Raw genomic sequence first — 13652 nt, 5'->3', positions numbered from 1 at the left:
GTTCGGATCACTGGTTGCCGCAGGGCGAGGCCGGGGTCGGGTCGAGCCAGGGCAGGTCGTGGCCCATCCGGTCCCGCTTGGTGCGCAGGTAGCGCAGGTTGTGCTCGCCCGGCGGCACGGGCATCGGCTCGCGGTCGGTGACGGCGAGGCCGTGCCGCTTGAGCGCGGTGACCTTCTCCGGGTTGTTGGTCAGCAGGCGCAGCGAGCGGACGCCGAGGTCGGCCAGGATGCGGGCGCCGGCGGCGTAGTCACGGGCGTCGGCCGGCAGCCCGAGCTCCAGGTTCGCGTCCAGGGTGTCCCGGCCGCGCTCCTGCAGCTGGTAGGCGCGGAGCTTGGACATCAGGCCGATGCCGCGGCCCTCGTGGCCGCGCAGGTAGAGGACGACGCCCCGGCCCTCGGCCTGGACCCGCTCCATGGAGGCGCGCAGCTGCGGGCCGCAGTCGCAGCGCTGGGAGCCGAACACGTCGCCGGTCAGGCATTCGGAGTGGACCCTGACCAGCACGTCCTCGCCGTCGCCCAACTCGCCCGCGACCAGCGCGATGTGCTCGACACCGTCCGCAGTCGACCGGTAGCCGTGGGCGCGGAACGTGCCGTGCGCGGTGGGCAGGGTGGTCTCGGCCTCGCGGCGAACGATGGGGAATGCCTCCTCGCCGGCGGCGCGCCGGTAGGCGACCAGATCCTCGATGGAGACGATCGCGAGGCCGTGCCGGCGGGCGAAGCGGCGCAGCGCTGGCAGCCGCAGCATGGTGCCGTCCTCGGCGGCGATCTCGCAGATCGCCGCCGCCGGGCGCAGTCCGGCGAGCCGGGCGAGGTCGACGGCGGCCTCGGTGTGGCCGTTGCGGACCAGCACCCCTCCGGTGCGGGCGCGCAGCGGGAAGACGTGTCCCGGGCGGGCGAGGTCGGCGGGGGCCGCGGCGGGGTCGGCAAGCAGCCGGATGGTGGTGGCGCGGTCGGCGGCGGAGATGCCGGTGCCGACGCCGTGCGCGGCGGTGGCGTCGACCGAGACGGTGAAGGCGGTCGCCATCGACTCGGTGTTCTTCTCCACCATCTGGCCGAGCTCGAGCCGGTCCAGGTCCTCGGGCTCCATGGGAGCGCAGATCAGCCCGCGGCACTCGCTCATCATGAAGGCGACGATCTCGGGGGTGATCAGCTCGGCGGCCACGACCAGGTCGCCCTCGTTCTCCCGGTCGGGGCGGTCGACGACCACGACGGGCCGGCCCAGGGCGATGTCGGCGATGGCGCGCTCGACGGGGTCGAGCACGAGCTCGGGGTCGAGGGCGGCCACGGGTTCGGGGGCGGGCTCGGCGGCCCGGGTCTCCGGGACGGTCACGCGGGGGCTCCTTCCAGGACGGTCCCGCGGTCACGGCCACCGGAGTCGCGGGAGCTCAGCCACCAGGCGCGCATGCCCCACAGGACGAGGACGAGGTAGACGACGTAGACCAGACCGGAGAAGGGCAGGCCGCTGTCGAAGGCCAGCGGGACGCCAACGAGGTCGACCAGTAGCCAGGCGAACCAGAACTCCACGAGCCCGCGGGCCTGGGCGACCATGGCGACCAGGGTGCCGACGAAGATGTAGGCGTCCGGCCAGGGGTTCCAGGACAGCTCGGGAAAGGCGGTGAACACCCCGCCCACCACCAGGGTGCCGAGCGCGGCGCCGACGAGGAGGGCGCCGCGCTCCGTCCAGGAGGCGAAGCGGACGGCGATCCGTCCCTCGTCGGTGCCGTGCCGGCCGAGCTGCCACTGCCGCCAGCCCCACAGGGCGACGCCGATGACCAGGAGTTGCTTGCCCACTCCCCCGCTGAGCTGGGCCGAGGCGTAGGCGGCGATCAGGATGAGCCCGGACACGAGCTGGACCGGCCAGGTGAGGATGGAGCGCCGCCAGCCGAGGGCGAGGGCGGCGAGCCCGGCCAGGTTGCCGACCATGTCGGACCAGATGACGTGCTGGCCGAAGGCGGTGAAGGCAGTGCTGTTGAGCTGGTCGACCAGGCTGCTCATCGGAGCGTCACCTCGCGCTGGCCCAGCAGCCGTTCGACGTACTTGCCGACGATGTCGACCTCCAGGTTGACCAGGTCGCCCGGCCGCTTGGCGCCGAGGGTGGTGAGGTCGAGGGTGGTGGGGATCAGGCCGATGGAGAAGCGGTCGTCGCCGGCCTCGACGACCGTGAGGCTGACGCCGTCGACCGTGATCGAGCCCTTGTCGACCACGTAGCGGGCCAGCGGGGCGGGCAGCGTGAAGGTGACGAGCTCCCAGTGGTCGCCCGGCGTGCGCTCCAGGATGGTGGCGGTGCCGTCGACGTGGCCCTGGACGAGGTGGCCGCCGAGCCGGTCGCCGAGCGCCATCGGGCGCTCCAGGTTGACCCGGTCCCCGGGCGCGAGTTCGCCGAGGTTGGAGCGGGTCAGGGTCTCGGCCATCACGTCGGCGGTGAACTCGCCCTCGCCGAGGTCGATCACGGTGAGGCAGACGCCGTTGACGGCGATGGAGCCGCCGTGCCCCGTGCCCTCGGTGACGACGGCGCAGCGCAACCGTAGCCGCGCCGAGTCGCCCGCGCGGTCGAGCGCGATGACCTCACCCTGTTCTTCGACGATTCCGGTGAACACTCAGCTCTCCTTGGGGACGGGGGCGTTGGCGGGAACGGCGCTGACCCGCAGGTCGGGGCCGATCCGGTCGACGCCGGTGACGCGAAGGCGCAACGCGTCCGCGATGGTGGTGATTCCCGCGCCGGCCAGCACCTGGGGTCCGGCGCCGAGCAGGGCCGGGGCGAGGTAGCCGGTGACGCGGTCGACGAGGCCGGCGGCGGCGAAGGCGCCGGCCAGGGTGGGGCCGCCCTCGAGCAGCAGGGAGCGGATCTCGCGCTGGTGGAGGGCGGCGAGCAGCGCGGCCAGGTCGAGGCCGGGGCCGTGGGCGGCGCGCGGGAGCCTGACCACCTCGGCGTGGCCGGCGAGGTGTGCGGCGGGGGCGTCCTCGGCGACGGCCACCAGGGTGGCGGCGGCGCCGTCGAGCACCCTGGCACCCGGCTTGACGGCGGTTCCCGTGGTGTCGAGGACGACGCGCAGCGGCTGGCGGGCGCCTGGCACGCCGCGGACGGCGAGGTGCGGGTCGTCGGCGCGGGCGGTGCCGGAGCCGACGAGCACGGCGTCGGACTCGGCGCGCAGCCGGTGCACGTCGGCGCGTGACTCGGGCGAGGTGATCCACCGGCTGGTGCCGTCGGCCGCGGCGATCCGGCCGTCGAGGGTGGCGGCGTACTTCCAGTGGACGTGCGGGCGGCCGTGCCGGACGGCGGTGAGCCAGGCCGCGTTGCCCTCGGCCGCCTCGGCGGCGAGCGGTCCCACGACGACCTCGACGCCGGCGGCGGCGAGCGTGGCGGCCCCGCCGGCCGCCCTGGGGTTGGGGTCGGCGACGGCGTAGACGACGCGGGCCACGCCGGCGGCGATCAGGGCCTCGGCGCAGGGCCCGGTGCGGCCGGTGTGGGCGCAGGGTTCGAGGGTGACGACGGCGGTGCCGCCGCGGGCGGCGGGGCCGGCCGCGGTCAGCGCGTGGACCTCGGCGTGCGGGCCGCCGGCCCGCCGGTGCCAACCCTCGCCCACGGTGCGGCCCGCGGCGTCGAGGACGACGCAGCCGACGACGGGGTTGGGGCTCGTGTGGCCCAGGCCGCGGGCGGCCAACTCGATGGCGCGGCGCATCGCCTTGGCCTCACGGGCCTCGCGCGCGGCTGCGGGGGTGGCCACCGGATCCTCCTGCCTCTTGGGCACGGCTCCGGGGCTTGGGGAAATCAGCGCGGATCACGGGGGCGAGGGCACGCCGTGGCCGGTGGGTCGAGACCGACGGCCATACGCATGCCGCGCACCGCTTCCGCCACGCACTGCCTCCCATCCGGACTTTAACCGTCGGTCCAGGAATTCCACCTGGTCAACCGGCCGCTGGCGGCGGACGGGTCGCGGACTATAACCGCCGGTTCGGAGTTTCACCGACCCCGGAGTGCGCTGTGTCGCTGGTACGCCCACCAGTCTGCCACGGTCAGCGGTCGATCATGCCGGGCTGTGGGACGCCTCACAGGCCGACCGGGCCCTACCGTGCGAGGTCGGGGCCGAACAGGTCGCGGCGGGCCGCGTCGAGCGCGGTAACCAGGGCGCCGGCCAGGACGGGGCTGCCGGCCACGGTGGCGGGACGCACGTCGGTGCCCAGCGGCGAGAGGACGCGCAGCCGGTCGGCGACACGCTCGGCGAGCGCCGGGCCGCCGGCGCGCCCGATCTCGCCGCCGAGCACCACACAGCCCGGGTCGAGGACCGCGGCCACGCCGGCGATGGCCACCGCGACGCGGTCGGCGAGCTCGGTGAGGAACGCGCCCGCGGCGCCCGTGGGTTCGGCCGCCGCGGCGCGCACCACGGCCTCGGCCGCCTGGGCGTCGCCCCCGATGGCGGCCGGCAGGCCGTGCGCCACGGCCAGGGCGCGGACCGCGGCGCTCGATGCCAGCGCGTGGAAGCCGCCGTCGCAGTCGTCGGCCGCGGGCAGCGCGCCGGTGCCGGGCACGGGCAGGAAGCCGAGCTCGCCCGCGCCGCCCGAGGCTCCACGCCGCAGCGCGCCGTCGAGCACCACGGCGGCGCCGACGCCGTGGCCGAGCCAGACCAGCACGAAGCTGTCGCGGTCGGTGACGGCGCCGCGCCGGTGTTCGGCGAGGCCGGCCAGGTTGACCTCGTTCTCCAGCAGGACGGAGCCCTCGAGCCTGGCGCGCAGCGCGGTGAGGAGTTCGGCGTGCCAGGCGGGCAGCGAGCCGGTGGGGCGCAGGGCGCCGGTGGCCGGGTCGACGAGCCCAGGGGCACCCATGACGGCGGTGTGCACGGTGGCGACGCCGGAGCTGGCGAGGCCGCGCTCGAGCGCGGCGAGGGTGGCGGCGACCGTGCCGCCGGGGCCCGCGGTGGCCGGCAGCCGGTCCTCGGCGAGGGTGCGTCCGGCGAGGTCGGCGAGCGCGAAGGCGACGGAGTCGGTGCGGACGTCGAGCGCGGCGACGTGGGCGCGCTCGGCCACCAGGCCGTAGAGGCGGGCGTTGGGGCCGCGCCGCTCCTCCCCCGCCTCGCCGACCACGGTGACCAGGCCGTCCCGGCCGAGCCTGCCGAGCAGGTCGGCGACGCTGGGTCGGGAGAGGCCGGTGAGCTCGCGCAGCCGGGCCGCCGTCAGTGGCCCCTCGCTGGCCAACAGGTCGAGGGCGATGCGGTCGTTGATGGCGCGGGCCGTCCGTGGCGTCGCGGTGCGGGCAGTCATGCGGGAATCCTCGCAGAGTCGGTCGAGGCGGAGAGTCTCCCTGCCATGTTTCTATTAGGAAGGCTTCCTGATAGTTTACGCCTGGCGCTCGGCCCACCGGGTCGCCACCCCCTTCGGGATACACGAGAGAACGCGGACGCCCCATGTCGATGTCACATCCCCTGGTAACCGACCGGGACCGGATCCGCAGGGCCCGCCTGTCCGTCAGTGGCGTCTTCGCGCTGCACGGCGCGGTCAGCGGGAGCTTCGTCACCCGCATCCCCTGGCTCAAGGAACATCTCGACCTCAGCACCGCGCAGTTGGGCCTGGCGCTGGCCTTCCCCGCGCTCGGCGCCGCCCTGACCATGCCGCTGGCCAGCGGCGTGATGCACCGGCTCGGCGCACGCGCCGCGGTGCGCTGGCTGCTGATGCTCTGGACCGCGGCGCTCGCCCTGCCCATGCTGGCGCCGAACCTCGCGGCGCTGTGCGGGCTGCTGCTCGTCTACGGCGCCGCGTCCGGCATGGCCGACGTGGTGATGAACGCGCAGGGCGTGGACGTGGAGCGCGAGCACGGCCGCTCGATCATGTCCGGGCTGCACGGCCTGTGGTCGGCGGGCGCGCTGCTCGGCTCCGCGGTCGGCGTTGGCGCCGTCGGGCTCGGCGCTGACGCGCGGGTCCATCTCCCGCTGGCGGCCCTGGTGTTGACGGTGACCGCGCTGCCGGTCTGCCGCGGCCTGCTGGACGTCAGGGCCACCCCCGACGAGGAGCCGCCGCCCCGGTTCGCGCTGCCGCCGCGCTCCGCGCTGCTGATCGGCGCGGTGGGCATGTGCGCGATCCTCGCCGAGGGCGGCAGCATGGACTGGTCGGGCGTCTACCTGCGCGACCTCGCGGGCGCCTCGGAGGCCGTCGCCGCCGCCAGCTACACGGCGTTCGCCTGCACCATGGCCGTCGCCCGGCTCGCCGGGGACGCGGCGGTCCGGCGTCTCGGCCCGGTGCGCACGGTTCGGACCAGCGGAGTGCTGGCACTCGCCGGCGGGCTGCTGGTCGTGACGGCGCGGGTGCCGGCGCAGGGCATCGCGGGCTTCGCGCTGCTCGGGATCGGGATCGCGGTGGTGATCCCGCTGGCCTTCGCGGCGGCGGGGCGCAGTGGCCCCAATCCGAGCCAGGCCATCGCCGGCGTGGCCACGGTCACCTACACCACAGGGCTGATCGCGCCCACGCTGATCGGCATGATCGGCGAAGTCGCCTCGTTGCGTGCCTCGTTCGCGCTGGTGACGGCCTCGCTCACGGTGCTGGTGCTGGGCGCCGGGGTGCTTGGCGGGCGCGCCCCCCGGGAGCCGGTGGCCGCCGACCCGGCCACGGCGCGCGGCGAAGGCCGCCGGGTGCGGAAATCCGCGTGAACGGGACCCCCGGCGCGCCGCCGGGGGTCCCTCGTCGGCTCAGCCGAAGTTGCGGACGGACTGGTAGTACGTCCAGGCCAGGGCGTCGCAGGAGGCTCCGGTGGCCCCCGAGTAGTTGTCGCAGACCCGCTGCAGGTCGTTGTAGAAGGCGGAGTCGAGCCGCGCCTTGTTGGCCTCGAAGGTGCCCTGGGCCCTGTAGTTCCGGTAGCCGAAGTCGTGCCGCGCGCAGGACGTCTCGAAGGGGAAGCCGAAGGGGTTGTCGGGCGAGCTCGAGCAGTAGTCGGTGCTCCAGTCGAAGCCGTAGGAGGACCATGCCGACTGGTTGTTGCGGGCGGACAGCCAGGCGCTGTAGCTGCTGGCGCTGGTCTGGGTCCAACTGGAGAGCACCTGGGGCTTGTCGGCCGGGGCCGCGGTGGCGGGGGCGGCCGAGACGGCCACGGCGCCCAGGGTGAGGGCGACCGAGGACAGGGCCGTGGCGAACCGACGACGCATGCAGCTCCTCCGGAAATCTGACGAACCGCCAGCGAGGCGGCGCGGTGGGGGTTTCCGGAAGATCAAGCTACGGGCCGGTAGCCCGTTACTCAAGACCTGACGCATGCACGTCAGTTGACCGGTCGGGGAACTCCGGGCGCCGCCGACCGCGCCCCGGCCCGCTCAGACCGGCCGGGCGCGCACCCAGGTGCCGTCCTCGGTGAGCACCGCGTCCACGGCGAGCCCGGCCGCGGCCAGCGCGGCCTCGAAGGACCGGGGGGTGTAGCGGTAAGAGAGGAACCGCTGCGTCCACCGGGCGTCGTCGTACTCGTACTCGACGAGGATGGAGGAGGTGTTCGCGTCCACCGGATCCGCGGACGCCACCCGGGTGACCCCGTGCTCGGTCCGCGTCTCCCTCGGCACCCGCAGGTGCCAGTCCTCCCCCTCGCGCTGGATCAGCACCCGGCCCCCGTCGGCGACGTGGCGCTGGCAGGCGCGCAGCATGCCGGCGCGCACCCCGGGGTCGCCGTTGTGCACCAGGAACGAGGCGAGCAGCGCGACGTCGAACCGCTCCTCCCCCAGCGCGAGGTCCTCGATCGAGGAGCGGACGGGGCGGGCGCCGCGCACGTGCGCCAGCATCTCGGGCGACTCGTCCACGGCCGTGACGGTGAAGCCGCGCTCGATCAGCGGGTGCGTCAACCGGCCGACGCCACAGCCGAGTTCGAGGATGGTGGCGCCGGCGGGCACGGCCGAGGCGATGATCTCGGGCTCGGGCCCGGGCCGCAGCCTCAGCCAGTGCTCAACGGCGCAGCCGTCGGGAGTGACGGGGCCGGGCCCCGTGCCGTCGTATCCCCGCGCATCCGCTGGCTCATGGGGCCATCCCAACACCCGGGCCCCCGGGGCGACAGACCGAGTTCGGCCAGCCCCGCCTCACAGCCAGCTGACGTGCAGCGGCTTGCCCTCCGCGTAACCGGCGGCGCTCTGCACGCCCACCACGGCCTTCTCGGCGAACTCGGTCAGCGTGGCCGCCCCGGCGTAGGTGCAGGCCGAGCGGACGCCCGCGACGATCGAGTCGATCAGGTCCTCGACGCCGGGCCGCGCCGAGTCGAGGAACATCCGGGAGGTGGAGATCCCCTCCTCGAAAAGCCCCTTGCGCGCCCGGTCGTAGGCCGAGTCCTCGACGGTGCGGCCGCGCACGGCGCGGGCCGAGGCCATGCCGAAGCTCTCCTTGTACAGCCGGCCGTCGGCGGCCTGCTGCAGGTCGCCGGGCGACTCGTAGGTGCCGGCGAACCAGGAGCCGATCATCACGTTGGAGGCGCCGGCGGCCAGCGCCATCGCCACGTCCCGCGGATGCCGCACCCCGCCGTCGGCCCACACGTGCTTGCCGTGCCTGGCCGCCTCGGCCGCGCACTCCAGCACCGCCGAGAACTGCGGCCGGCCCACGCCCGTCATCATCCGGGTGGTGCACATGGCGCCTGGACCGACCCCCACCTTGACGATGTCGGCACCGGCCTCGATCAGGTCCCGGGTGCCCTCGGCCGAGACCACGTTGCCCGCGACCACCGGCACGGTCGGTCGCAGGGCCCGGACGGCGCGCAGCGTGGCGATCATCGACTCCTGGTGGCCGTGCGCGGTGTCCACCACCAGCGTGTCGACGCCCGCCGCGAGCAGCGCCTCGGCCCGCCCGGCCACGTCCCCGTTGATGCCCACGGCGGCCGCCACCCGCAGCCGACCGGCCGCGTCGGTGGCCGGCGTGTAGAGCGTGGCGCGCAGCGCGCCCTTGCGGGAGAGGATGCCGGCGAGCCGCCCGTCGGGGCCGACCGCGGGTGCGATCTTGCGGTGTGCGCCGTCCAGGACGTCGAACGCCTCCTGCGGGTCCATCCCGGCGTCGAGCACCAGCAGGTCGCGGGACATCACCTCGCCCAGCTGGGTGAACCGGTCGACCCCCGTCAGGTCGGCCTCGGTCACGATCCCCACCGGCTGGCCCGCGGTGACCACCACGCCCGCGCCGTGCGCCCGCTTGGGCAGCAGCGCGAGCGCGTCGCCCACGGTCTGGGTGGGCGCCAGCACGATCGGGGTGTCCAGGACCAGGTGGCGCTGCTTGACCCAGGCGATCACGTCGGTGACCACGTCCAGCGGGATGTCCTGCGGGATGACCACCAGGCCGCCGCGCCGGGCCACGGTCTCGGCCATCCGGCGGCCGGCCACGGCCGTCATGTTGGCGACCACGAGGGGGATGGTGGTGCCCGTGCCGTCCGGGGTGCCCAGGTCGACGCCCTGCCGGGAGCCGACCGCCGAACGGTTGGGAACCATGAACACGTCGTCGTAGGTCAGGTCGTACGACGGCGTGACGTCATTGAGGAACTTCATGCTGGCTCTCTCACCTGCCGCTGAGTGGATCGATGCGGGTGGGGAGCTGCAGGCTCCTACGTCATTATGGCCGAGAAACGCACTCACCCACGAAACGGCCGGCCCACCCCCGCCTCCGGGCGGACCGGCCGGCACGCACGCGCCCGGACAGGGTCTAGGCGCAATGCCGGTGACTTAGAGCGACCGGCAATGGGGCGTGAGCTGGTCAGAAGATCAGTGCGGGGCAGCAAACGGGCACGGGCATCAACGACCATGTGAGTTCTCTACGCTCGATGATCGACAAGGATGCCCGTGCCCACGATCCCCGCATCGCTGTTGGAACCCGTCTGGGTCGAGTTCGCCGCGCAGCTACCCGAGCGCGGCGAGTTCGACCCCGGCCACCTCCTCGGCTGCCACCGGCGCCGCATCCCCGACCGGGTAGTCTTCGAACACCTCGTTTCCGCTCTGGTGCACGGTCGGGCTACGAACGCGTCGCCACCGCCGCGTGCTCGGACTCCACGATCCGCCGCCGGCTCAAGGACTGGGCCGCCGCCGGTGTCGCCGAAGCCGTCCACGCCTTAGCCCTCGCCGCCTACGACCGCATCATCGGCCTGCAACTCGCCGACGTTCCAGTGGACGGCTGCATTACCAAGGCCCCGTGCGGAGGCGACGGGGCCGGACCGTCCCCAGTGGACAGGCGTAAGGGCGGTTTGAAACGCTCGACGGCCACCGACGGGGCCGGTGTTCCTCTCGGGATCGTCTCCGCGGGCGCGAACCGGCACGACTCACCACTGCTGGGCCCGCCCCTGGCAGCGGCCACCACCCGGGTCGGCCCGCACTGGCCCGAAGATGTGACCGTGCATCTCGACTCAGGCTACGACTCCGGCGTAACCCGCGCCCTGCTCACCGGGCTCGGCCTCCACGGTGAGATCGCCCGCAAGGGCGTCCCCGCACCGATCCAGGCCGGCAAACGGTGGGTCTGTGAACGCACCCATTCCTGGATGAACGGCTTCGGCAAGCTCCACCGCTGCACCGACCGCGACAGCAAGATCGTGGACTTCTTCCTCCACCTCGCCGCCGCCTTCGTCACCGTCCGTGCGCTGATCCGCGAAGCCCGAACCCGCTACCGATGGGACACCCGACCCACCACCCGCCGCCTCAAATGAGCCCTGTTGACGTCGCCCTAGTGTGATGCGTCACACTAGCTGCTTTTGTCCAGGAGGAGGAGTGCCGCGATCGCGTCGGCACCGCCTCGGGCGAGCCAGGTGGGGAAGTCCAGAAGGGCGGGGTGGCGATTGCGCAAGGCTGGGATGTCGGCCCGCCACAGACCGCGTTCGGAAGCGAAGGCGCGGGTGGCGTCCTCGTTGAGGTTCAGTGCGGCGGCCGGGACTTGCTCGTAGGTGATCTGACGGCCGAGATGCTGACTGATGAGGCGCACGGTGGCGTCGGGGGTGAGCTCATCGCCCGCAAGTTCCAGGGCATGGCCGAGGTATGCGGCGGGGTCGGCGAAGGCGAGGGCGGCGAAGGCCCCTATGTCGGTTACGGCGATCAGTTGCACGGGGACGTCCGCGCTGAAGAGATGGCGTAGGACGCCGTCCGTGATGCCGCCCAGTGGTAGTCCGGGAATGGCGTGGTTTTCCATGAAGCGCACCGGCCGCAGGATGGTGGCGGGTATGCCGACGGTGCGGATGTGCTGCTCGATGGCCCCCTTGGTCTCCCAGTAGGAGATGCCGGTGTTTCGGTCGGCGCCACCGACGGAGGCGAAGACGAGGTGGGCGACGCCGACTGCTGCCGCAGCGTTCACCAGGTGCCGGCCGCGCCGAATCTCACGCTCGCCGTCCAGGTCGTCAGGGGTGACGGCGAAGACGCCGTGGGCGCCAGCGAGGGCCGCGCTGAGGGTCTCGGGGGCATCCAGGTCGCCCTCGTAGAGCGTGGCGCCCGCTGCGGCCAGGGTCCGGGCGGCCGGGGCGGTCGGGTCGCGGACCAGGACCCGGACCGGCCAACCGTCGGCCAGCAGGTGGGTGGCGGTGGCGCCGCCCTGCCGGCCGGTGGCGCCGGTGACCAGGATGGGCTTGTCGGCTCTGCGTCCCGCTGTCATGAGCTGTCCTTCGATCTTAAGATGAGACTGTCCCGAGAAATATATCGAGACTGTCTCAACTTTCCTGGACGGGGGGTACTCATGGACACCGGAGAGTCGACACCGCGGCGTCGCATGCGCGCGGACGCTCGCCGCAACTACGAGCGGCTGCTCGCTGCGGCGGCGACCGCGTTCACCGAGCGCGGCACGGATGCCTCCTTGGAGGAGATCGCGCGGCGCGCAGGCGTGGCCAACGGCACGCTGTACAGCCACTTCCCCACCCGGCAGGCGCTGCTGGAGGCGCTGCTGGGTGATCGCATGCGCGCACTAGCCGCAACCGGCGAGGAACTGCTTGATCACTCCTCGCCGTTCGAGGCCCTGGCCGCCTGGGCGCGGACAGCTGTGACACACACGGCCCGCTACCGGGGGTTGGGCGCATCGTTGATGCGAGCGATCGAGGACGAATCCTCGGAGTTGCACGCCGCGTGTGAGGCGGTACTCGCCGCCAGTGAACGGCTGGTGGCGCGGGCGCGGGCGGCCGGAGAGCTGCGGGAGGACGTCACCGCCCCAGATCTGTACGCGCTGGTCAACGCGGTGGCGTGGGTGAGTGAGCAGAGCTCTCCGGCGCAGGGCGAGCGACTGCTGACCTTCGCGCTGAACGGTCTCAGAGCCCGGTAAACAACGGATTCATGGGGCATGGACGGGTTGTGGGATCACCCTCTGGTCGCGTGGCAACGGCCCTCCTCGCCGCCACGTTCATCACCGTCCGTGCGCTGATCCGCGAAGCCCGACCCGCTACCGCAGGCACACCCAACCACCCCCGCCGCCTCAAGTGATCCCCTATTGACGGTCGCTCTAAGTACTCCAGCCGTAGTTGTGGATCTTGGTGGGCTGCCAACGACAAGCAGCCGAGTACAGGAAAAGTGAGCGGAGTGAGGACTCACTCATTGACGGAGTGAGTCCTCACTCCGTATTCTCGCGGTCATGACAGCACCTAAGGAGAACCAGACCACCCGCCGCCGCGCCCCCGGCATGTCGCCGGAGCAGCGGCGCGCGATGATCATCCAGACCGCGATCCCGCTGATCGCCGAGTACGGCGCTGCGGTGACGACCGCGAAGATCGCCCGCGCCGCGGGCATCGGCGAGGGAACGATCTTCCGGGTCTTCGCCGACAAGGACGAGCTGCTGCAGGCCTGCATGGCCGAGGCGCTCTCCCCCGAGCACGCCGTCCGCGAGCTCGACGCGATCGACGTATCCCAGCCGCTGCCCGACCGGCTCGCGGAGGCGGCCGAGGCGCTGCAGGCGCACATGTCCAGGATGGGCGCGATCGCCGGCTCGCTGGGGCATCGCGGCGGCAAGCACCCCGGCACGGTGCGCGGCGTGGGCCGCGACGAGTCGACGACCCGTATCCGCGCGGCCCTCGCGGAGCTGCTGGAGCCCGACAAGGCCGCCCTGCGCCGGCCGCCGGAGCAGATCGCGGCCCTCTTCTTCGGGCTGCTCTTCACCCAGCCGCGTACGGAGGACGAGCCCGACCTGACCCCGCAGGAGCTGGTGGAGGTCTTCCTGCACGGGGCGCTCTCGGGGGGCGCCAAGTGAGCGCGCGGAGACGGCGCCTGGGGGTTACGGCCCTGGCCGTCCTGGCCCCCGTCCTGGTGTGGCTGGTCGCGGACCCACTGCTGGGGCACCGGCTGCGGATCGCCGACGGCGAGCAGACGCTCGACATCGGCGCCGTGCCTGTGGCGGTCGTCGCACTGCTCGCGTCGCTCTCCGGCTGGGGACTGCTGGCTGCCCTGGAGCGGTTCGGGGCGCGGCGTGCCCGCGCCATCTGGACCGGGGTGGCCGGCGCCGTACTGGCCGTGTCCTTCCTGCCGTTCCTCGGCGACGGCATGGACGGCGGCACCCGGGTCTCCCTCGCTCTGATGCACCTGGCGGTGGCGGCGGTGCTGGTACCGGGGCTGGGCGGCAGGTCCCCCGGGGCGGGAGCCGGTGCCGCCTAGTAGTGCTTCGTTAGGTTGATTTGATCGTGTGCTGGGCGGTGGTGCATGCTGCCGTTGTGGATCTTGGGGAGGTCGAGCGTCTTCGCGGGGATCTGGCCGAGTTCGTCGCCGAGGCGTTCGCCT

Annotated in this window: 13 protein-coding genes, 1 pseudogene and 1 riboswitch; of the genes and pseudogenes, 5 read left to right on the top strand and 9 right to left on the bottom strand. The window is 73.2% G+C overall.

Annotated elements, in window-relative coordinates:
* Positions 1-7 precede the first annotated feature (7 nt).
* The 5 genes from E1265_RS11840 to E1265_RS11820 form a co-directional block, all read right to left on the bottom strand.
* On the bottom strand, positions 8-1285 hold the full coding sequence (locus E1265_RS11840) for a bifunctional 3,4-dihydroxy-2-butanone-4-phosphate synthase/GTP cyclohydrolase II (protein ID WP_132930257.1): 1278 nt from the start codon (positions 1283-1285) through the stop codon (positions 8-10).
* Positions 1286-1326: 41 nt separating this feature from the next.
* Positions 1327-1995, bottom strand: coding sequence for a nicotinamide mononucleotide transporter family protein (locus E1265_RS11835; protein WP_132930241.1), 669 nt, complete (start codon positions 1993-1995; stop codon positions 1327-1329).
* Positions 1992-2597, bottom strand: coding sequence for a riboflavin synthase (locus E1265_RS11830; RefSeq protein WP_132930240.1), 606 nt, complete (start codon positions 2595-2597; stop codon positions 1992-1994). Before E1265_RS11830 ends, E1265_RS11835 begins: the two co-directional genes overlap by 4 nt.
* Positions 2598-3680, bottom strand: a complete 1083-nt coding sequence (ribD, locus tag E1265_RS11825) for a bifunctional diaminohydroxyphosphoribosylaminopyrimidine deaminase/5-amino-6-(5-phosphoribosylamino)uracil reductase RibD (protein ID WP_132930256.1) — start codon at positions 3678-3680, stop codon at positions 2598-2600.
* A 172-nt stretch (positions 3681-3852) separates the two neighbouring features.
* A riboswitch (FMN riboswitch) is annotated at positions 3853-3983 on the bottom strand.
* A gap of 82 nt (positions 3984-4065) precedes the next feature.
* The gene (locus tag E1265_RS11820; RefSeq protein WP_132930239.1) at positions 4066-5256 is read right to left on the bottom strand and encodes an ROK family transcriptional regulator; all 1191 of its coding nucleotides are present in this window, start codon (positions 5254-5256) and stop codon (positions 4066-4068) included.
* 149 nt (positions 5257-5405) lie between these two features.
* On the opposite strand from E1265_RS11820, the gene E1265_RS11815 reads away from it, so the two are divergent.
* Positions 5406-6635, top strand: coding sequence for an MFS transporter (locus tag E1265_RS11815; protein WP_132930255.1), 1230 nt, complete (start codon positions 5406-5408; stop codon positions 6633-6635).
* A gap of 39 nt (positions 6636-6674) precedes the next feature.
* Here the strand turns inward: E1265_RS11815 and E1265_RS11810 are convergent, their stop codons facing one another.
* The 3 genes from E1265_RS11810 to E1265_RS11800 all read right to left on the bottom strand — a co-directional run bounded on the left by E1265_RS11810 (position 6675) and on the right by E1265_RS11800 (position 9476).
* The gene (locus E1265_RS11810; protein WP_132930238.1) at positions 6675-7127 is read right to left on the bottom strand and encodes a phospholipase; all 453 of its coding nucleotides are present in this window, start codon (positions 7125-7127) and stop codon (positions 6675-6677) included.
* A 162-nt stretch (positions 7128-7289) separates the two neighbouring features.
* Positions 7290-7991: a class I SAM-dependent methyltransferase gene (locus tag E1265_RS11805; protein ID WP_132930237.1), complete on the bottom strand. Its 702-nt coding sequence runs from the start codon at positions 7989-7991 to the stop codon at positions 7290-7292.
* A gap of 45 nt (positions 7992-8036) precedes the next feature.
* A complete protein-coding gene (locus E1265_RS11800; protein ID WP_132930236.1) occupies positions 8037-9476 on the bottom strand; it encodes a GuaB1 family IMP dehydrogenase-related protein in 1440 nt (479 codons plus the stop codon).
* Between the two features lie 291 nt (positions 9477-9767).
* On the opposite strand from E1265_RS11800, the pseudogene E1265_RS11795 reads away from it, so the two are divergent.
* Positions 9768-10621: pseudogene (locus tag E1265_RS11795) on the top strand (IS5 family transposase).
* 35 nt (positions 10622-10656) lie between these two features.
* Here E1265_RS11795 and E1265_RS11790 read toward each other — a convergent pair.
* Positions 10657-11553, bottom strand: a complete 897-nt coding sequence (locus E1265_RS11790; RefSeq protein ID WP_132930235.1) for an NmrA family NAD(P)-binding protein — start codon at positions 11551-11553, stop codon at positions 10657-10659.
* Between the two features lie 81 nt (positions 11554-11634).
* Here E1265_RS11790 and E1265_RS11785 point away from each other — a divergent pair, with 81 nt between their 5' ends.
* The 3 genes from E1265_RS11785 (at position 11635) to E1265_RS11775 (ending at position 13529) form a co-directional block, all read left to right on the top strand.
* Positions 11635-12210, top strand: coding sequence for a TetR/AcrR family transcriptional regulator (locus tag E1265_RS11785; protein ID WP_132930234.1), 576 nt, complete (start codon positions 11635-11637; stop codon positions 12208-12210).
* A gap of 306 nt (positions 12211-12516) precedes the next feature.
* The gene (locus tag E1265_RS11780; RefSeq protein WP_132930233.1) at positions 12517-13128 is read left to right on the top strand and encodes a TetR/AcrR family transcriptional regulator; all 612 of its coding nucleotides are present in this window, start codon (positions 12517-12519) and stop codon (positions 13126-13128) included.
* Positions 13125-13529 carry a DUF6069 family protein gene (locus E1265_RS11775; RefSeq protein ID WP_243740703.1) on the top strand — a complete coding sequence of 135 codons (405 nt, stop codon included), beginning with the start codon at positions 13125-13127 and terminating at the stop codon, positions 13527-13529. Before E1265_RS11780 ends, E1265_RS11775 begins: the two co-directional genes overlap by 4 nt.
* Positions 13530-13652: the final 123 nt, after the last annotated feature.

Origin of the sequence: Streptomyces sp. 8K308 (genome assembly GCF_004348315.1) — a bacterium.
GTDB lineage: Bacteria > Actinomycetota > Actinomycetes > Streptomycetales > Streptomycetaceae > Streptomyces.
The sequence above is the reverse complement of the archived record's forward strand: the minus strand, read 5'-3'. Positions and strand labels throughout refer to the sequence as shown.

Excerpts from the sequence above, each read along its gene's own strand:
- E1265_RS11835 (WP_132930241.1), bottom strand. The coding sequence starts at position 1,995 with ATGAGCAGCCTGGTCGACCAGCTCAACAGCACTGCCTTCACCGCCTTC.
- ribD (WP_132930256.1), bottom strand. The coding sequence starts at position 3,680 with ATGCGCCGCGCCATCGAGTTGGCCGCCCGCGGCCTGGGCCACACGAGC.
- E1265_RS11820 (WP_132930239.1), bottom strand. The coding sequence starts at position 5,256 with ATGACTGCCCGCACCGCGACGCCACGGACGGCCCGCGCCATCAACGAC.
- E1265_RS11815 (WP_132930255.1), top strand. The coding sequence starts at position 5,406 with ATGTCACATCCCCTGGTAACCGACCGGGACCGGATCCGCAGGGCCCGC.
- E1265_RS11810 (WP_132930238.1), bottom strand. The coding sequence starts at position 7,127 with ATGCGTCGTCGGTTCGCCACGGCCCTGTCCTCGGTCGCCCTCACCCTG.
- E1265_RS11800 (WP_132930236.1), bottom strand. The coding sequence starts at position 9,476 with ATGAAGTTCCTCAATGACGTCACGCCGTCGTACGACCTGACCTACGAC.
- E1265_RS11790 (WP_132930235.1), bottom strand. The coding sequence starts at position 11,553 with ATGACAGCGGGACGCAGAGCCGACAAGCCCATCCTGGTCACCGGCGCC.
- E1265_RS11785 (WP_132930234.1), top strand. The coding sequence starts at position 11,635 with ATGGACACCGGAGAGTCGACACCGCGGCGTCGCATGCGCGCGGACGCT.
- E1265_RS11780 (WP_132930233.1), top strand. The coding sequence starts at position 12,517 with ATGACAGCACCTAAGGAGAACCAGACCACCCGCCGCCGCGCCCCCGGC.